The organism is Thermasporomyces composti (assembly GCF_003386795.1).
GTDB classification, from domain to species: Bacteria; Actinomycetota; Actinomycetes; order Propionibacteriales; family Actinopolymorphaceae; genus Thermasporomyces; species Thermasporomyces composti.
Genome location: NZ_QTUC01000001.1, coordinates 2,684,948 through 2,702,051, shown reverse-complemented (window position 1 = coordinate 2,702,051; position 17,104 = coordinate 2,684,948). Strand labels below are relative to the sequence as shown.

Below are 17,104 nucleotides of genomic sequence, written 5' to 3'. Positions count from 1 at the left end.
GTCAGGGCGAAGCCGGGCTCAGTAGTACCGCTTGATGGCACCGTCGGAGAGCGCGTCGGCCGCCTCTCCCAGCCGCATTCCCACGGCGTCCACCCGGAGCAGGAGCTCGCGGCGTTTCAGCATGTCGACGTCGAGGTCGCCGGACAGCAGGTCGGCGAGGGCATGCTGGCACTCCTCCCGCACACTCGCCTTGCGGGCGAGGAGCGCGGCGCGCCCGACGTCGGACGGACGGTCCACGAGGTGCCCGATGGCCTCGTGCAGAGCGTGCACTCCGGACTCCACGGCGGCCAGCGGCGGGCCGAGGAGCGGTTCGGCCCGCACTCCGAGCAGATCGAACTCGCGGACGAGGTCGCGCAGGTGGTCGAGGATGTCGTCAGCGGACCGGGAGACCCGGTAGAGGTCCTCCCGGTCCATGGGCGCGGCGATCGTGCTGCGCAACAGGACCACCAGCTCGGCACGTCGTTGGTCGCCGTCGTGCTCGATCTCCCGCATGCGGGCCCGCGCCTCCGCCGGTGGCAGCTCTCCCCGCACCACGGCGAGCGTGAGCTCCAGACCGGCGAGAACCGCCTCGAGCTGCCGGCGGACGAGACGGACCACGTCGTGGTCGGTCCTGCCGGACAGGTCACGAAACAACCGACGTACGCGTCGTAGCCTCATGCAATCGCTCCAGCCGCCAAGGCGGCCACGGCCGCGGCCGCGAGCGCGGTCGGGAACGTGACCAGCCACGCCAGCACCATGCGCACCGCGACCCGCCACCGGACCCGCCGGGTGCCGCTGTCCCACGCCGCCCCGATCAACGCGCCCGAGACCGACTGGGACATGCTGACCGGGGCGCCCACCGCCGCCGTCGACAGCACCACCGCCGTCGCGGACAGCTCGGTGGTCACCGTCTGGTCCGGACGCACGGCCGCGACGCCGCCCCCGACCGTAGCGCGAAACCTCCGCACCCCGAGGATCGCGCCGAGGACGAACAGTGCCGCGCCGGCCAGCAGGGGCACCAGCTTCGGCTGAACGACCTCGTCGTCCATGCCGAGCAGCAAGGCGAAGACGGCGAGCACCTTCTGCCCGTCGTTGGCGCCGTAGGCCAGGCACACGCCGGTGAAGCCGAGCGCGTGCAGGCTTCGCACCCGGCCGTAGAGGCCTCCCCTGGCTCGGACGCGGCGCATGAGGACGCCCAGAAGGCGTCCGGTCACCATCCCAGCGACCGGAGCGAGCGCCGCCGCGACGAGAACCGCGCCGACCGCGCCCCACGAGACGGGGAGGGAGGAGCCCAGGCCGGCGCCGGTGATCCCACCGACCAAGGCGAGCGTGATGCTCGTGGGCAGGCCCTGCGCGGACAGGACCAGCGTCACCAGCACCGCCGCCAGGAGCGCCGCGACCAACGGCAGCCGACCAGCCTGGTCCTGGAAGTTGACGAGTCGGTTCGTCAGCGTGGTAGCCACGGCTGTCCCGAACACCAGTGGCGCGGCGACCATCGCCAGACCGAGCGCGGCGATCGCGGCGAGCGGTCGGATGCCACGCACGCCGAGCCCGACCGAGGTCAGCGCACCACCGTCGTTGGCTCCGTTGAGTGCGGCGAACGCTCCGGCGACGGCGAGCAGCCCCGCCGTCTCGCCCGTCATGGCGTCACACGGACGGCGGGAACGAGAAGTCTGCCGTCGATCACAGGAACAGGGACCTCCTCGTGTCGCGGAGTCTTGGGCCGCAACCTCAGAGCCTGCTCCAGGACCCCGGATCATCGTCGGTTCCGAGGCTCAGGAGCAGGCTCACCCTTGAGGGTACCTCAAACGTTTTAGTCCAACCAGGCCTTCTCAGGACACGAAAGGGTCTCACGCTGTTGCGTTCCCTCGCCCGGGGCTCTACCTTTCGGCCGTCATAGCAGCCCGTGTGTGACAGCGGCACGCATCAATGCCGCCTCAGAGGGAGGAAGGAAGTCCCCCTTGACCACTACCACGCATCCCGACGCGGCAACCGGTCGCGACGACGGTGGCGCGGCCGCGCGCGCCGCGGCGCGACGCCGCGAGTACTTACTGTTCCTCGCCTTCGTCGCACCGAATGTTCTCCTGCTGGCCGTCTTCTCGTACTGGCCTGTGGTCTACAACGGTTACCTGAGCCTGACAAGCTGGGACCTGCTGTCGGAATTCAAGCCGTTCGTAGGACTGGCCAACTATGTCGACATGCTGTCCGACCCGGACTTCCTCGGCGTGCTCCTGCGCACGGTCGTCTTCTCCGGCGGCATCACGGTCATCAGCATGGTGGGAGGCATGGCCGTCGCGGTGCTGCTCAACCAGAAGCTGGTGGGCCGCAACCTGGTTCGGACGACGGCGTTCGCTCCCTACATCGTCACGGGCGCGGCGGTCGGTACCGTCTGGCTCTACATCTTCCACCCCGAGTTCGGGCTGATGAAGCAGCTGCTCGGCATCGTCGGGTTGACATCGCCGGCCTGGATGTCCGACTCCGCGTGGGCGTTGCCCGGCCTGATCATCGTCTACGTGTGGAAGAACCTCGGGTTCGTCGCGGTCATCTACCTCGCCGGCCTGCAGAGCATGCCGGCGGACCTGTACGAGGCCGCGAAGATCGACGGGGCGAGCGCGTGGACCTTGTTCCGCCGGATCACACTCCCCCTGCTGTCGCCGGTGACGTTCTTCGTCGCGGTCGTCACCGTGATCGGGTCGTTCCAGGCCTTCGACATCATCGCGATCATGACCGGTGGCGGTCCGGGTGACGCGACCACCACCTTGTCGTGGTTCATCTACCAGGAGGCCTTCCAGGCGTTCGACGCCGGTCGCGCGGGCGCGGCGGCGATCATCATGTTCGTCATCCTGCTGCTCATCACCGCGGCGCAGACCCGATTCATGGAGCGGAGGGTGCACTACCGATGAGCACCGCCACCACTGTCAGCACCAGCCCCACGACGGCCGCTCCCGCCGAGCGCAAGCCGACCGCCGGCCACGTTCTCGGCAGGGTCGTGCTGTACCTGCTGCTGGTCCTCGTCGCCGTCGTGGCGATCCTGCCCGTGTACTGGCTGATCAGCAGCTCGGTGAAGCAGTCGGGCGACGTCCACCAGTTCCCGCCGAACTGGTTCCCCATGCCGTGGACGTGGGAGCTCCGCAACTACGTCGAGGCGTGGAACGCGGCGCCGTTCGGTCGCCTCTACATCAACTCGATCGTCTTCGCGGTGGTCGGCACGGCGGGCGAGATCGCCGTCGCCATCCTGTCCGCCTACGCCTTCGCGTTCCTGCGGTTCCCCGCGAAGAATGTCGTGTTTATGGTGTTTCTCGGCGCGATGATGGTGCCGGGCACCGTCGTCCTCATGCCGAACTACCTCACGGTCGCGAGCCTGGGCTGGGTCAACAGCTACGCGGGACTGATCGTCCCCGGGCTGGGGAGCGTGTTCGCGATGTTCCTGCTCCGCCAGCACATGCTCACGCTTCCCGTCGAGGTGACCGAGGCCGCGAAGGTCGACGGAGCGGGGCACCTGCGCATCCTGTGGAGCGTCATCCTGCCGATGTCGCGGCCGATGGTCGCGACCGTCGTCATCATCTCTCTGGTCCAGAGGTGGAACGAGTTCATCTGGCCGTTGATCGTGACGACGACGGACACGATGCGGACGCTCCCCGTGGGTCTGCTGATGCTCAAGAGCGACGAGGGCTACGTCAACTACGGCGTCGTCATGGCCGCCTCGGTCTTCGTCGTCGTCCCCGTGCTCGTCGTCTTCTTCCTCGCCCAGCGGCAGATCATCGCCGGTCTCACCGCGGGCGCGACGAAGGGCTGACCTCATGAGAGGAAACCACGCGATGAAGCCACGATCCGCCCTCACCCGCCGCGGCTTCCTGGCCGCCGCTGGTGGCACGATGGCGGCCCTCGCGGCCGGTTGTGGCAGTGAGCAGTACGTGCAGGCGGCGGGAAGCGTGCCGAGGCAGTACCGCAAGCGACTGCATCTGGTCTTCTGGCATTCGTTCGGGTCCAAGCCCGGTGAGGCCCTCACCGCGTTGATCAACGAGTTCAACGAGAGCCAGTCCGACATCTACGTCGAGGGCCAGTTCCAGGGCTCCTACGAGGCCTCCGTCCAGAAGCTGTCGGCCGCGATCATCGCCCACCAGATCCCCGACCTGGTCATCCTGTCGGAGGTCACCTGGCGGAAGATGCACCTGGCCGACCGGCTGGAGCCGCTCAACGACTACTTCGAGGGCGACTTCACCCCGGACATCTACCTCGAGAACTTCATCAACGAGGGCACCGTCAAGGACACCGTCTGGTGGATCCCCTTCGCTCGGAGCACGCCGCTGTTCTACTTCAACAGGGACGTCTTCGAGAAGGCCGGCCTGCCCACCGAGGGGCCGAAGAACTGGCGGGAGCTGAAGGAGTGGGCGCCCGCCCTGCAGGAACACGCCCGTTACACCCTCGCCCTCGCCGGCGGATACGCCAGCTGGTACTTCCAGGGCAACGTCTGGCAGTGGGGTGGCCGCTACTCCGACGGGCTCGACGTCACCTTGGAAGAGGAGAAGGCGCTCGAGGCCGGCCAGTGGATGGTCGACTTCGTGCGGAAGGACAAGGCCGCCTACCTCTCCCCCGACGCCTCGGTCGACTTCATGAACGGGGTGGCGGCGTGCACGATGCTCTCGACCGGCAACTTGGCGGCGGTGTCGGAGGGCGCGAAGTTTAACGTCGGGACGACCTTCCTGCCCGAGTACGACGGTTTCGGGTGTCCGACGGGCGGCTCGGGTATCGGCGTCATGCGGGACGCCGCGCCCGAACGCAAGCAGGCGGCGATGGAGTTCATCCGCTGGCTGTCCCAACCGGCGAAGTCGGCGCAGTGGACGATCGAGACGGGCTACATGCCGGTGGTCAAGGCGGCGCAGCAGGAGCAGGCGCTCATCGAGACCGCGGAGAAGAACCCCAACTACCGAACCGCGTTGAACCAGCTCCCGAAGACCAAGCCGCAGGACCTCATCCGCCCGATCGTGCCGAGCGCGGGCGAGATGATGGACACCGCCCTGCAGAAGCTGTACTCCTCCAACGAGTCGGTCCGTGACGTGTTCGGCCGGCTCGACAAGCAGCTCCAGCGCAAGGCGGATCTGATCCGCGAGACCTACGAGGCTCGGTACCTCTAGTCAGGATCCCCGCCTGGGGTCGTGGCGGGTACCAGGCTCTGAGAAGCAGACCGCGGCTGGCCCGGACACCGGCACCGGTGGACCGGGTCAGCCGCGGCTCGTTTCTGACGCGCGGGTCAGGCGGCGCGCCGGTAGATGACGCGGAACACCTCGTCGGTCATCGGCTCCCCGTCGGCGACGGTGACGAACCGCTTCATCACGTGCTCGCCACTCGCCACGTAGCGGGTGTCGTCACCCATGACGTGGATGGCGATCGCACGACGTGGCCGCTTGCTCGTGTTGTGGCCGGAGCCGTGCCAGGTCAGGGCGTGGTGGTAGTGGACCTCTCCCTTCGCGACCGGCCGGAGCACCACCTCCACGGGATGACCCTGGTACGTCTCCGGCAGTGTCGGGTTGGTCTCGGTGGTGCGCAGGAACTCCATCTGGTCGCCCCACCTGTGGGAGCCGCGCACCATGCGCATGCAGCCGTTCGACTCGTCGACGTCGTCCAGCGCGACCCACGCCGTCACCTGGGTCATCGGCGTGAGGATCGGCCACAGGGGGGCGTCCTGGTGCCAGTGCAGCAATCCGCCCTGCTCAGCGGGCTTGTACTGGATCTGGTCGTGCCAGATACGCAGCTCCTTCGCTCCGGTGAGCTGAGCGAGCTCCTCAGCGATCACCGGGTGGGTGACGAGCCGCTCGAAGGCCTTGCTCGCCTGCCAGATGTTCACGATCTGCCAGATCGGCCGCGTCTCGTCACCGAGGTTCGCCACGTGCACCGGCTGTGGCTGGTCGTCACGGTCTCGTTGCGCGATCACGCGCTCCAGTTCGGCCCGTAGCTCGTCGACCTCCTCGTCGGAGAGCACACGACTCCCCTTGACGAATCCATCGGCGTGGAAGCTCGCGACCTGTTCCTGCGTCAGCATCCTTCTCGCCTCATCCCGGGCTCGAGGAGTTGGTCCTTGGCCACACGCTGCGTATCGGTCGCGTGAGTTGTCAAGGCGTGTTCACCACGTCGGCCGTCTCACGTCGCGAGCTGCCCAGCCGAGGTCAGGACTCGCTGACGAAGTACTGCTCGGGATTCGTCGGCCCGGGGTTCGGGTAGACGTAGGCGTTGGGCATGGACTTCGGCACGTTGTGGAAGTTGTTCTTCACGATGCCGTACCCAGCCGCCGGCAGGACCGTCCCGATCGCGTAGAACTCCTGCTGGGCGATCCGGAGGATCTCCATGAAGAGCTCGTGGCGCTCCTCCTCGTCGGGGTTGGCCTTGACCTCGTCGTAGAGCTCCATCTGCCGACGTGTCGCCGGCGGCGGCTCCATGTTGGGTTTCTGTCGGTTGTACCAACGCGCCCAGGGGATCGCGTAGTTGGACTCGTTGCTGAACGGGAAGTACCACCGCGGGTCCAACAGGGCGTCGTTGAGACCGCCGTCCCCGCCCCACACCGTGCCGTCGGGCTGGTTGGCCTCCTTGCGGGTGTAGAAGAGCGCGCGGTCCTCGGTCTTGACCCGCATGACGACGCCGACCTCGCGCCAGTAGCCGCGGATGAGCTCGAGACCGTCGATCCACTGCGTCGAGATACCGCTGGCGACCTCGATGGTGAACTCGATCGGCTTGCCGTCGGGGCCGAGCCGCCGCCCCTCGCCGTCCCGCTCGGCGAAGCCCGCCTGGTCCAGGTGCCTGTTCGCCAGGTCGAGGTCGAACTCGGTGTACTGCTTCGCCAGTTCCTCCAGGTAGTAGTCGGACTCCCGGCGAGGTGCCGCTTGCCAGGGCTCGCCCTGCCCTTGGAACACCGCTTGGATCAGCTCCTCGCGGTTGATCGCGTACGACAGGCCGATCCGGAAGTCCTTGTTCTGGAAGATCTGCCGCTTGACCGGGTCCGGGTGGGTGAGGTTGAGCGCGATCATGAGGTTATTCATGCTGGCGGGCACGGTGTCGAAGAAGCGGTAGCCGCCTTTCTCCCGGTTGCGCGCCAGGACCGGCTTGTTGCGCGGCTCGGTGAAGTGACGGGCGTGCATGTCGATCTCACCGTTGCTGGCCCGCAGTAGCATGACCTCGGGGTCCGCGATGATCGTGAACTCCACCCGGTCGAGGTAGGGAAGCTGGCTTCCTTCCGGGTCGACTTTCCAGTAGTAGGGGTTCCGGCTGGCGACCAGGCGGGTGCCCTCGCCGAGCGGCGCGTCGACCTTCCAGGGGCACAGTGTCGGCAGGTCTGGGTTCATCCAGCGGGCGCTGTAGGGCGTCCCTTCGATGCTGCCGCCCTTCCGGTTGAACAGCTCGACCCAGTCCGCCACGCCCTCGCTTTCGACGAGCGACTGGATGTCAGGGTTGTACTTCTCGTGGAACTGCTTGAGGTAGTGGAACGGCTTGGTGACGAGTCCCGCGCCACCGGGCTGCGCCTGGTGCTGAGGAAGAGCCCGTTGGGACGCTCGAAGGTGATCCGGACGGTGTAGTCGTCGAGCTTCTCGAACGTCGCGGGGTTCTCCGGGGGCACCGGGCTGAGCTTCTCGTTCTTGACGACGTCCTCGTTGGCGAAGACGAGATCGTCGGCGGTGAACGGCTCGCCGTCCGACCAGCGGACGCCCTCCCGCAGCTGGATGGTGTAGACCCGGCCGTCAGGGCTGGTCTCGATGGCGCGCGCGAGGTTGGGGATCACCTCGGTGAAGTCCGGGTCCCACCGGACGAGGTTGTCGTAGCCGATCGTCCGCTCGATCCAGGCCGCGTCCGCCGGCCCGAGGATCGCCGTGCGCCAGGTGCCGCCGTAGGTGCCGATCCGCTCGACTGGCTCGACGACCAGGGGTTCCTTCGGCAGTCGCTCCTCGACCGGCGGTAGCTCGCCCGCCTCCACCAGCCGAGCCAGGCTCGGCGCCTCCTTGCCCTTGCGGTCCGGGGTTCTCTGGGCGTCGTCACGCCGGGATCGGTTGTCGGGATCGGTGGAGAGGAACCGGCAACCGGAGAGGGAGTACGTCGCCAAGACGGCTCCGCCCCACATGAACCCGCGCCGCGTGAGGGACCACTGGTCGTCGCGCCTACCGCCCATCGCACGCTCCCTGAGTGCCGGGGGTCGCGCACCTCACCGGTACGTCGCGACCCAGGACGCGCACGGCCACGCCGTGATGTGGATCACAGAATCAGGGAGAGGCCTAGCTTCTGGCAAGCGCTTCCCGTGGCAAGTCTTGGCCACACTGTAAAATTCGACCGAGTGCTCGGTTTATCAATGTGGTGCGGGGAGACATGGCCCGACGGAAGCGGACTCGTCGGCTGGCGCCGGCGATCGGGCTTCTTTTCTTGGCTCCGTGGGTGGGTGAGTTCCTGCTGGGCAGCAGCCCGATCCAGCACGCGCCCGCCGCGCTCGTGCTCCTTCTTCCGCTGTATGGCGGGGGCGCTTTGCTGATCCGCGAGGTCACGAGACGACTCGGGCGAGGCTATCCGACCATCGTCTTGCTCGGAGCCGCCTACGGAGTCATCGAGGCAGGGCTCTTGGACCAGTCCATGTTCAATCCCGCTTTTCTGGAGCCGGACAACGGGACGCTTGGCGCGCCCTCCCTGGTCCTCTCCGCCAACAACGCCCTCGGATACGTCGCGGGTCACGCCATCTGGAGCATCACGGTTCCGATCGCCGTGGTCGAGCTGCTGACGCGGGACAGAGACACCACACCCTGGCTTGGCAGGCTCGGGCTCGCGACAACGGCCTTGTTGTACGCCGTCGGCGGCGTCATCGTCTTCTCGTTCATTTACGCGGAATATCATTTCGTGGCGTCGCCCGTCCAACTTCTCGGGGCAGCCGTCGCCGCGGTCGCGCTGACGGTCGCCGCGTTCGTGATCCGCGGAGATCTCGAGACCGGGGTCAAGCCCGCCGGCCGGGAAGTCAAGCCATGGATCGTAGGAGCGGGCGCGTTCGTCGTCTCCAGCGGATTCGTGGCCCGACCGGAGAACGCCGTGGGATTGGTCGTCGGACCGGCCCTGCTCCTCGCGGCATGGTGGTTCGTGCGTCGCCTGTCTCGAGCGTCCTGGTGGTCAGCCCGACATCGGGCGGCGCTTGTGTCCGGCGCGATGCTGACGTACGCCTGGACCGGGTTCGTCGTGACCTACCTACTGTGGCCGGACGACCGGATCGCCTGGTTCGGCAACGGGCTGTTCGCCCTCATGGCGGTTGGGCTGATCGTGTGGATGGCCAAACGGACAGCGGGGGGCAACGGGACGGATGCGGGGGCGGCCGGGTCCTCGCACCGCGGCGCCGCAGGCGTTGGGTGTCAGGTCCCGTCTGGGCGGGAACAGAGCTGATCGCGCACGTACCCAGACCCACATCCTTCGGAGAACGACGTGAGCGACCTCGACGCCCAGTTCCAGGCCGCGGTGGCGGCCGTGAACGCCCAGACCGCCGACCCCGGCAACGACGTCAAGCTGCGGCTGTACGCGCTCTACAAGCAGGCCACGCTCGGCGACGTCAGCGGTCGCCGACCCGGGATCACGAACGTCGTGGGCCGAGCCAAGTACGACGCCTGGGCGTCGGTGCGGGGCATGTCGAGCGACGAGGCGAAGCGGGCCTACGTCGAGCTGGCGAGCCAGCTCCCGAGCCCAGCCTGACGAGCCCAGCCTGACGAATCAGCGACCGGTGAGGTAGACGCCGATCTCCCACAGGGAGAAGGCGTCCGGCGTCCAGGTCGACGAGCCCGCCTTGGCCCCGGAGGTCGGCGGCCGGCCCGTCATGGTCACCCGGACGTGGCGGGCCACCACGGGTTCGGACAGCGTGATGCGCTCGAACGGCTGCGGCTCGGGCTCGATCCGGACGGCGTCCGTCGAGTCCGCGACCCGTCGCCAGCTCCGACCGTCGTCGGAGACCTCGACGGTGTACTCCGTCGACCAGTACTCCCAGTCGAGGTCGAGGCGGTCGAACGCCTGTGGCTGGCCCAGGTCGACCGCGAACCACTGCGGCTCCTTGACGAAGAACTCTGCCGCCCAGCGGGTGGTGGGATCCCCGTCGACCGCGCGGTCGGCGACGAAGTCCCGGGTCTGCCACATGCCGCCGCCATCGGTGTTGAACGCCTCCGAGGAGGCGTACGCGTGCTTGTCTCGCGCGAGGTTCGGCGGTGGTGCGAGCGTCGCGTCACGGGTCAGGGGGATCTCCAACGCGACGGCGGCGTACGACGGCACCGTCCAGCTGAACCGCGCGTCCACGGTCGGGACCGCGACGCGGCGCAGGCCGTAGTCGCCGGGGTGGTCGGGGTTGGTCGGCCCGTCGAGGATCCACGCGGCGGCCGGACCGCGCGGCCGAACGCCGACGACGTCGAACGACACCTCGACGTCCCCGTCGGGCCGCTTGTTCACGAGGAGAACGTGGAGCGTGCGCCGGTCGGTGGACAGGCTGGCGTACGCCGACAGCAGCGGGTCGTTGGAGGTCGCCCGCACCAGGCGCGTGCCGAAGTGGTTCGCCCACAGGTCGAGCGCGTCGCCGATGACGTACGGCCGCTTCTCGGGGTCGACCAGACCGAAGTCACCACGCCCGGGCGGGTAGGGGTTCATCAGGGCCCAGTTCGCCGCGGCGTCGACGCGGGAGGTGGCGAGCGTCCCGAGGACGTCGACCGCCCAGAGGCCGTCGGGGAGCGCGTTCACCGTCCAGTCCTCTGGGCCCCACCACACCGGGGCCCAGGACCCGAGGTGGTACTCGAAGGACCGGTCGGGGTGCTCCTCCCGCACCCACGACCGCACCCGCTCGACCTGCTCGGCGAGCGTGCGTGGGCTCGCCAGCAGGTCGCGGTAGAAGGCGCCCTTGTCGTCGGGGCTGTACGGCGAGCTGGGGTCGATCGTGCTCGACGGCGGCAACGGGAAGAAGTGGATGGACCAGACGTCGGTCAAGTGGCCGACCTCCGCGATGACCTTCCGCGAGAACTCCGGATTCTCCGCGGTGATGTTGGTGACGATGCGGATCGAGGGGTCGGCCCGCTTCATGACCGGGACGAACTCTCGCATGGTCGCGATGAACTCGTCCGCGCTCATGTGGAGGTACGGCTCGTCGACGACCTCCCAGTACCGCACGTCAGCGTGGCGGACGCGGTTGGTGTACCGGATCCAGTCGGCCGCGAGCTTCGGCGGTTGGTAGGGGTTGACCGAGATCTTCGTGGTGGCGCCGAGCTCGCGAGCGAGGTCGAGGAACTGGTCCGTGGTGATCTCGTTGGGCGAGTTCGGCTTGTTCCACACCCAGTCCAGGCCGAAGGCGCCGCCGGGGAACACGAGGAAGTCGACGTTGAAGCGCTTCATGGCGCGCAGCAGTCGCGGGTCGAGTGAGCCGTTGACGAACGCGGTCTCGTTCCACGCCGGCACATGGACACCGCGCAGCCGCGGGTCGACGCGGCCCACGTCGCGGGTGGCGTCCACGCTCACCGTCGCCGACGCCACGCGCTCGGCCACGACGCTCACCTCACCGCTCGCCTCGAGGCCTTCCGCAGGCTGCCCGGCTTGGACGGGCGAGGCCGGTCCGCTCACGAGGAGCGCGGCGACGACGGCGAGGGTCGCTCGGCCGAGTTCACGTTCGCGAGCACGGCGGCGAGGCATCCGGCCACTCCTTCCCGCACGGCGTGACCCCTTACCTACTCACCGAGCTCGTGCTTGTAAAGAGTTGTTCCGTACGACGGCTTGACAGAAGCTTTTCTTCAACGTTTGATCAACGAAAACACCGCCTGAGAAGGCGGTGCCCCGGGAGCCCGCCCGGGGCACCGCGTCGTTCGGTGTGGTGGCGCGTCAGAGGTCGAACTGGCCAGCCTTGACGGCGCTGACGAAGGTGCTCCAGTTGGCCGGGGTCACCGCCAGGATCGGCGAGTCCTCACCCAGCTTGGAGTCCCGGATACCGACAGCGCCGGGCGCGACCGCGACCTCGACACAACCGGCGCCGTTCGTGCTGTAGCTGGATTTCCTCCAGCAACTGAACTGCGGTGCGATCATGATGTAGCCCTTTCGATTTCGTCAGCGGTTTCCGTGAGCAGGCGCGCGCTGTCATCAGGCGGCAGCGCGGCCTTCCGCAGTCGTTCGTAAAGGAGCTCGTACCGCTGTACTTGTTCCTCATCGGTGAGAACCAAGTCCGCGGTCACGTTGTCCACGGCGACCACGGTCCCATCGTCTGGATCGGGATAGGTGTAGATCGAGAACGGGCTCTTCGGCACGCTGAACGCCTCGATCTGTGCTCGGATCGGTAGGACGAAAACCCTGACCCTGTCCTCCGGCTTGGCTAGTCTGCGGAGCTGGGACGCCAGCACAGAAGCTGGCACTATGGGCCTCGTGATGGCCAGCTCGTCAAGGACCACCTCGTAGGTCGGACCGTTGGGCCTGCGGAGCATGCGCTGGCGATTGATCCGGCCACGGACCATCGCCTCGGGTTCTAGCGATGCGCTAGGCATCCACGTGAGATCGTCGTACTGGCTGATCGCGCGGATGTACTCCTCGGTCTGAAGCAGCCCTGGTACGACGGGCATGTACTCCCGGATGGTGGCAGCGCCCGCCTCGAGGTTCGCGAACAGCGCCTGCCGTTCCCCCATCTGCGCCGCGGTCGGCGCCCACCAGCCTCGTTCAGCGGCCTCCCGCGCGATCTCGTAGATCTGTGCCCACTTCTCGTCGGACACCTGGAGCGCGTCCAGGATCTTGAGGACGTCGGCCTCCTTGGGCCGAACAGTCCCTCCCTCCAGCCGCTGGACCTTGGACCGGGACTCGCCGATCAGCTTGGCCAGCTCCTCGATCGTGAGGTTCGCGGCCTTGCGGAGCGCCGTGAGCTCGCGGGCGAGGCGGAGACGTCTCACGTACGGAGAGATCACAGGTCACCCCGCCCTTCGTGGGCCCTCGACATGGCGCACATCCTACTCAGACAGGACGGCAAAGGATGTGTCCGACTTTTCGTGGAAAGTCTTGCAATGACTGTAGGGAGATGCGACAGTACGTACCACACGTTGGAGTGGGTTTCTCACTTCAGTGCGTGACACAAGCTGGCGCGGTGGTTGGTTGACCTCGCTGTTTCGGGGCCTCGAGCCGGTGGTCGGGGTCGTGGGATGGGTGGTCCCGGCTACCGCGCCTCTTCAGCCGAGTGCGGCGGCCACGTGCTGCTCCGGCCCCCACGGGTGTGGGTGGCCGCCGCACCTGCCACACACGGGAGGCGAGGGTGGCATGGCGACGTGGCCTGGCGACAGGACGCCTCACGACACACGCGGTGATATGGAAGGCGGCCACATTCGTGGTGTCGGCGGTGATCGGACTGGTGCTGGCGGCGGTCACAACCCGCTAGACCTCGATCTGATTGACAGCGGGATCGTCGACTGGGTGTTCGACACCTCCCGGCCCGACCTGGACGGGCTCGGCACCGCCGACCGGCACAGGTTCGCCCGCATCCTGCTGCACCCCTGCCCCACCTGCCACGCCCCACCCGGCCACCGCTGCGTCCGGCGCGGCTCCGGGGAGGAGATCCTGCGCATGGACGACCAGCACCAACCCCGCCGCCACGCCATCACAACACAGGCCACCCCACCAGCGGACGCCAGGCCCGACCACGTGTGACCAGCCTGACCAGCGCCCAGGGGGCCTGCCCCATCCCACCCCTTGCCCTCCGCCACAGGGGCGCCCTGGCGCGCACCCGGGCGCGGGGCCGGTCGATCTCCTACCTCCTCCGACCGGCCCCGCCCCACCCCTGGCTCGTCGAAACGCCAGACCGCTCGCCATAGGCAGCCGCTTCGAGCCTTGCCCTCGTGGCTCGTCAGGCGTCAGGTCACCAAGGACCACGCCGTGCCGCGGGTGAGAACGACACGTCGGCCGCACAAGGAACGGCGCCCCAGGCCGAGGCGCCGCCGAGGTGACTGTGGTGGTCGCGTCAGAGGTCGAAGAGACCGCCCTTGACGGCGCTCACGAAGGTGCCCCTTCCGCCCGGGAGATCGCCACGATGGGCGAGTCCTCGCCCAGCTTGGGGTCCCGGACACCGACGACGCCAGGAGCGGCCGCGACCTCGACGCAGTTGTTGCCGTTCGCGCTGTAGCTGGCCTTCCTCCAGCCAGTGAACTCGGGTGGGGTCATGGTGCGATCCCTTCTCCTCTTGTCCGCAGCATCCACGAACAGGCGTGTCCTGACAGGGCCCTCGTCGTGAGCGTCGCGTTGGTTGGTGTGAGTTCGGTGAGCCGCCGCTAGACCGGCGCGGTGATCGAGCCGCTGAGGGCTCTCCCCTCGGGGATCGTGCCGGCACGCTTCATGCCGAGCACGATCCCCACCTCGTCAAAGACGCTCGAGGATCTTCTTCATCTGATCGATCTCCGCCTGCTGCGTGGCGATGATCGTCTCGGCGAGATCCTTGGCTTCGGGATTGGTGCCCCGCGACAGCTCGGTCTTCGCCATCTCGATGGCCCCGTCGTGGTGCTCGATCATCATCTCGGCGAACATGCGGTCGAACGTGCCGCCCTCGGACGCCTCGAGCTCGGCCATGTCCTCCTCGGTCATCATCCCGGGCATGCCATGGCCGCTGTGCTCCTCTCCCATGAGCCTCTCGGGGGCACCCCAAGCCCTGAGCCAGCCGCGCATCGTGGCGATCTCCGGGTCCTGAGCCGCCTTGATCTTCTGCGCGAGCTCCTTGATCTCAGGGTCGGCCGCGCGAGTCTCGGCGAGTTCGGCCATCTCCACAGCCTGCTGGTGGTGGGGGATCATCATCTGCGCGAACATGACGTCCGCCGGGTTGAACGTGGCTCGCGCGCTGGCGCTCGCGGTGGTGGGCGGAGTGGGGGACGCGCCTTCGTTGCCGGAGCCAGCGGTGGTCCCGCCGCATGCGGTGAGCAGGACGAAGGCCCCGGTCCCGGCAGCCGTGGACAGTGCGAGCTTGCGGAGAACGGCTCGGTTGATACGCATGGTCGATTGACTCCCTCTGGTTCTGGATTCACTGCCGACCTGGTGATGTGGGCAGCCCACGACGGGCCGCCCGGGAGGTGGTCGGCCTACGTGCGCAGAACCGAGAGGAGTGCCAGACGTACGGCGGTACTTCTCGGCGGCGGCCGGGCGAAGCTCAGGCCCCGGCCACCGCGTGCGGACGGCCCTGCCACGGCCCTGTGCCGGACCCGCAACCCGCACAAGGACAAGGCCAGGAGTGTGAGCGGGGCCAGAATCGCCAGGCAGACCGCCAGCGGGTCCAAGTTCGGGAGGCTCTCGTCCGAGGTCTGCACGGCGGAGTGATCTCCGTCGCGCGGCGGCACGATCGTCAGACCGCTCCGGGAATGATCGGAGCCTGCGACGACCCCACCGTCGTGACCATGCGCCGGTTCAGGGTGCCCCAGAGTGTGCATACCCGCGATGCCGAAGACGAGGGCGATGAGCAGCAGCCAGCGCGGCACGCTCATGTCCTTCATCACCCTCCGTCTCCGATGCACCTACGGCCAGAGCGTACGCGCCGGCTCGGCCCGTGTGTCCGGAGAGCGACTCACATCACGGCGGCAGGGTCGCGTTGTCACGCGCCAACGTGGTGGGCGTCACGTTGGTTGGTGTGCAGACGGTAGAGACGGGCCGCCCCAGGAGCGAGGTCGACGGTGAAGCTCCTGTCCTCGGGCCCGCCTACCGTTCGCACGGGGACGAAGCGCTCGCGCGCCGGGTCGAACTCGAACACAGCGCTGACCCTGGGCCGCAGCGACAGCGTGGTCGTCGCCGCCGCGTCGAACGCCCGGTTCGTGACCAGCAGCCACCGCAGGTTCTGGTGCTTCCCATCGTGGAAGCGCCCGAGAATCACGGGACTTCCCGAGGTGGAGGCCACCCAGTCGTCACCGGTGAAGACCTCCACACCCATCGGCGGGGACGTCTCGCCGGCATGGGTGACGGACTCCGAGGTCAGTGGCAAGAGCTGGCGACCCACCGGTTGGAGATGGTCGTTGTTGACCCGCTGAGCGGCGTAGTACAGCGGCGTGAGCTGCCCATCGACCGTCACCAGTGCCTGGTAGAAGCCCGGCAACGGCGGAGTCCAGTAGGTGAAGTACTGAATCCCCTTACAGCCGTACGCCAGGCTGACGTTCACCTGCCAGAGCAGCTCCGCCTCCGTGGGCAGGCGGTAGCCGTAGTGCTCGCAGGCGAGGATGAACACCCACGTGGGCAGACCGCTCCGCAAAGCTCGGTCGCGGACGAGAACCCAGTTGTGGAAGTAGTCCCCCCGGATCGTCGGGCTGGGCCCGAGGAGCGGGTAGTGGTCGAACGAGATGAAGTCAGGGTGCGCTTCGGTGACGTACCGGTCCAGGTGTTCCTGGTAGGTGCTGGTGCCGAGCTGTTCCGGACTGGCGTAGGTGGGGAACAGGTTGACGTAGCCCAGCACACTCGGGTCGAGCTCGCGCACGATGTCGTTGATGCCGCCCAGCTGAGGGAACAGGCTGGCGTGCGGCTCGTCCCGGAGGTCGAAGCCCGCGAACGCCGGATAGGCCTCGTACTCTCGCAGGACGTCCGCGATGACCTGCCGCCACTGGTCACGCGGATGGACGTGGACGTTGCTGATCCGGGTGTCGAACACGATGGCCAACAAGTCGTTGGCCCAGGCGGCGTTCAGCATCGCGGCGTTCTCGGCCGTCGTCGTCTCGCCGGGCGCGCAGAAACCTCCGCACCCGTCGATGCCGATGACGAACGTGAAGCCGGCGGCGGCGATCTCGGCGTACCGCTCGACCGTTGTCTCCGATGGCGGTGGCGCGACCCACAACCCGATGGGATACCGGTCGCCGTCGAGGATTCGTGGGCGGTTGACGGACGCCTTGGTCGTGGCGTGGGCGGTACGACCGCCCGATCCCAGCGACGACGCCATGAGGAGGCCGGTCCCGAGTGCGCCCAGCCGCAGCAGATGGCGCCGGTTCGTCTGCCAGCCGCCCATCGCACCGGACGAAGAGCTGTCCTGGGCACGCTCGTTGGGCATGACGGTCTCCTCAGGCAGTCGGTGGCCAGAGTCGCGGCGGTGCACGCAGGGTAGGTCCGATCCACGACCACGCGAGTGCGCGTACCGGAGTCGGACGCCGATGTCATCTCACGAGGCGAGCCA

18 protein-coding genes are annotated in these 17,104 nt (G+C 67.9%); 6 read left to right on the top strand and 12 right to left on the bottom strand.

Annotated elements, in window-relative coordinates:
- Positions 1-18: 18 nt before the first annotated feature.
- A complete protein-coding gene (locus DFJ64_RS11720) occupies positions 19-657 on the bottom strand; it encodes a DUF47 domain-containing protein (RefSeq protein WP_115850482.1) in 639 nt (212 codons plus the stop codon).
- The gene (locus tag DFJ64_RS11715; protein ID WP_170152591.1) at positions 654-1,622 is read right to left on the bottom strand and encodes an inorganic phosphate transporter; all 969 of its coding nucleotides are present in this window, start codon (positions 1,620-1,622) and stop codon (positions 654-656) included. Before DFJ64_RS11715 ends, DFJ64_RS11720 begins: the two co-directional genes overlap by 4 nt.
- 318 nt (positions 1,623-1,940) lie before the next feature.
- Here DFJ64_RS11715 and DFJ64_RS11710 point away from each other — a divergent pair, with 318 nt between their 5' ends.
- Genes DFJ64_RS11710 through DFJ64_RS11700 form a run of 3 tightly spaced genes read left to right on the top strand, consistent with a single transcriptional unit; the run spans position 1,941 to position 5,114 of the window.
- On the top strand, positions 1,941-2,882 hold the full coding sequence (locus DFJ64_RS11710) for a carbohydrate ABC transporter permease (protein ID WP_115850480.1): 942 nt from the start codon (positions 1,941-1,943) through the stop codon (positions 2,880-2,882).
- Complete coding sequence (locus DFJ64_RS11705) at positions 2,879-3,775, top strand: carbohydrate ABC transporter permease (RefSeq protein ID WP_115850479.1); 897 nt, start codon at positions 2,879-2,881, stop codon at positions 3,773-3,775. Before DFJ64_RS11710 ends, DFJ64_RS11705 begins: the two co-directional genes overlap by 4 nt.
- Positions 3,776-3,797: 22 nt before the next feature.
- On the top strand, positions 3,798-5,114 hold the full coding sequence (locus DFJ64_RS11700; protein ID WP_170152590.1) for an ABC transporter substrate-binding protein: 1,317 nt from the start codon (positions 3,798-3,800) through the stop codon (positions 5,112-5,114).
- Between the two features lie 116 nt (positions 5,115-5,230).
- On the opposite strand, the gene DFJ64_RS11695 is transcribed toward DFJ64_RS11700, so the two are convergent.
- From DFJ64_RS11695 to DFJ64_RS11685, 3 genes are all read right to left on the bottom strand, one after another.
- Complete coding sequence (locus DFJ64_RS11695) at positions 5,231-6,019, bottom strand: phytanoyl-CoA dioxygenase family protein (protein WP_115850477.1); 789 nt, start codon at positions 6,017-6,019, stop codon at positions 5,231-5,233.
- A gap of 124 nt (positions 6,020-6,143) precedes the next feature.
- Complete coding sequence (locus tag DFJ64_RS11690) at positions 6,144-7,385, bottom strand: ABC transporter substrate-binding protein (protein WP_115850476.1); 1,242 nt, start codon at positions 7,383-7,385, stop codon at positions 6,144-6,146.
- On the bottom strand, positions 7,310-8,131 hold the full coding sequence (locus DFJ64_RS11685; RefSeq protein WP_115850475.1) for an ABC transporter substrate-binding protein: 822 nt from the start codon (positions 8,129-8,131) through the stop codon (positions 7,310-7,312). The genes DFJ64_RS11690 and DFJ64_RS11685 overlap by 76 nt, the downstream gene beginning before the upstream one ends.
- Before the next feature lie 194 nt (positions 8,132-8,325).
- Between DFJ64_RS11685 and DFJ64_RS11680 the strand changes: the two genes are divergently transcribed.
- Together DFJ64_RS11680 and DFJ64_RS11675 are read left to right on the top strand one after the other, a co-directional pair.
- Complete coding sequence (locus DFJ64_RS11680; protein WP_115850474.1) at positions 8,326-9,375, top strand: DUF998 domain-containing protein; 1,050 nt, start codon at positions 8,326-8,328, stop codon at positions 9,373-9,375.
- A gap of 39 nt (positions 9,376-9,414) precedes the next feature.
- Positions 9,415-9,678, top strand: coding sequence for an acyl-CoA-binding protein (locus DFJ64_RS11675; RefSeq protein WP_115850473.1), 264 nt, complete (start codon positions 9,415-9,417; stop codon positions 9,676-9,678).
- An 18-nt stretch (positions 9,679-9,696) separates the two neighbouring features.
- Here the strand turns inward: DFJ64_RS11675 and DFJ64_RS11670 are convergent, their stop codons facing one another.
- The 3 genes from DFJ64_RS11670 to DFJ64_RS11660 form a co-directional block, all read right to left on the bottom strand.
- Positions 9,697-11,643, bottom strand: a complete 1,947-nt coding sequence (locus tag DFJ64_RS11670; RefSeq protein ID WP_115850472.1) for a discoidin domain-containing protein — start codon at positions 11,641-11,643, stop codon at positions 9,697-9,699.
- Between the two features lie 186 nt (positions 11,644-11,829).
- Complete coding sequence (locus tag DFJ64_RS11665; protein ID WP_115850471.1) at positions 11,830-12,030, bottom strand: DUF397 domain-containing protein; 201 nt, start codon at positions 12,028-12,030, stop codon at positions 11,830-11,832.
- Positions 12,027-12,878: a helix-turn-helix domain-containing protein gene (locus tag DFJ64_RS11660; protein WP_211310585.1), complete on the bottom strand. Its 852-nt coding sequence runs from the start codon at positions 12,876-12,878 to the stop codon at positions 12,027-12,029. The genes DFJ64_RS11665 and DFJ64_RS11660 overlap by 4 nt, the downstream gene beginning before the upstream one ends.
- A gap of 514 nt (positions 12,879-13,392) precedes the next feature.
- On the opposite strand from DFJ64_RS11660, the gene DFJ64_RS11655 reads away from it, so the two are divergent.
- Positions 13,393-13,626, top strand: coding sequence for a zinc finger domain-containing protein (locus tag DFJ64_RS11655; protein WP_147304680.1), 234 nt, complete (start codon positions 13,393-13,395; stop codon positions 13,624-13,626).
- A gap of 342 nt (positions 13,627-13,968) precedes the next feature.
- Here DFJ64_RS11655 and DFJ64_RS11650 read toward each other — a convergent pair whose 3' ends face one another.
- From DFJ64_RS11650 to DFJ64_RS11635, 4 genes are all read right to left on the bottom strand, one after another.
- Positions 13,969-14,136, bottom strand: a complete 168-nt coding sequence (locus tag DFJ64_RS11650; RefSeq protein WP_115850468.1) for a DUF397 domain-containing protein — start codon at positions 14,134-14,136, stop codon at positions 13,969-13,971.
- A gap of 195 nt (positions 14,137-14,331) precedes the next feature.
- The gene (locus DFJ64_RS11645) at positions 14,332-14,955 is read right to left on the bottom strand and encodes a DUF305 domain-containing protein (RefSeq protein WP_211310584.1); all 624 of its coding nucleotides are present in this window, start codon (positions 14,953-14,955) and stop codon (positions 14,332-14,334) included.
- Between the two features lie 86 nt (positions 14,956-15,041).
- Positions 15,042-15,440, bottom strand: a complete 399-nt coding sequence (locus DFJ64_RS11640; RefSeq protein WP_115850467.1) for a hypothetical protein — start codon at positions 15,438-15,440, stop codon at positions 15,042-15,044.
- A 107-nt stretch (positions 15,441-15,547) separates the two neighbouring features.
- A complete protein-coding gene (locus DFJ64_RS11635; RefSeq protein ID WP_115850466.1) occupies positions 15,548-16,981 on the bottom strand; it encodes a glycoside hydrolase family 5 protein in 1,434 nt (477 codons plus the stop codon).
- Positions 16,982-17,104 lie beyond the last annotated feature (123 nt).

Excerpts from the sequence above, each read along its gene's own strand:
- DFJ64_RS11705 (WP_115850479.1), top strand. The coding sequence starts at position 2,879 with ATGAGCACCGCCACCACTGTCAGCACCAGCCCCACGACGGCCGCTCCC.
- DFJ64_RS11720 (WP_115850482.1), bottom strand. The coding sequence starts at position 657 with ATGAGGCTACGACGCGTACGTCGGTTGTTTCGTGACCTGTCCGGCAGG.
- DFJ64_RS11670 (WP_115850472.1), bottom strand. The coding sequence starts at position 11,643 with ATGCCTCGCCGCCGTGCTCGCGAACGTGAACTCGGCCGAGCGACCCTC.
- DFJ64_RS11695 (WP_115850477.1), bottom strand. The coding sequence starts at position 6,019 with ATGCTGACGCAGGAACAGGTCGCGAGCTTCCACGCCGATGGATTCGTC.
- DFJ64_RS11665 (WP_115850471.1), bottom strand. The coding sequence starts at position 12,030 with ATGATCGCACCGCAGTTCAGTTGCTGGAGGAAATCCAGCTACAGCACG.
- DFJ64_RS11685 (WP_115850475.1), bottom strand. The coding sequence starts at position 8,131 with ATGGGCGGTAGGCGCGACGACCAGTGGTCCCTCACGCGGCGCGGGTTC.
- DFJ64_RS11680 (WP_115850474.1), top strand. The coding sequence starts at position 8,326 with ATGGCCCGACGGAAGCGGACTCGTCGGCTGGCGCCGGCGATCGGGCTT.
- DFJ64_RS11635 (WP_115850466.1), bottom strand. The coding sequence starts at position 16,981 with ATGCCCAACGAGCGTGCCCAGGACAGCTCTTCGTCCGGTGCGATGGGC.
- DFJ64_RS11715 (WP_170152591.1), bottom strand. The coding sequence starts at position 1,622 with ATGACGGGCGAGACGGCGGGGCTGCTCGCCGTCGCCGGAGCGTTCGCC.
- DFJ64_RS11645 (WP_211310584.1), bottom strand. The coding sequence starts at position 14,955 with ATGCGTATCAACCGAGCCGTTCTCCGCAAGCTCGCACTGTCCACGGCT.
- DFJ64_RS11700 (WP_170152590.1), top strand. The coding sequence starts at position 3,798 with ATGAAGCCACGATCCGCCCTCACCCGCCGCGGCTTCCTGGCCGCCGCT.
- DFJ64_RS11640 (WP_115850467.1), bottom strand. The coding sequence starts at position 15,440 with ATGAGCGTGCCGCGCTGGCTGCTGCTCATCGCCCTCGTCTTCGGCATC.
- DFJ64_RS11650 (WP_115850468.1), bottom strand. The coding sequence starts at position 14,136 with ATGACCCCACCCGAGTTCACTGGCTGGAGGAAGGCCAGCTACAGCGCG.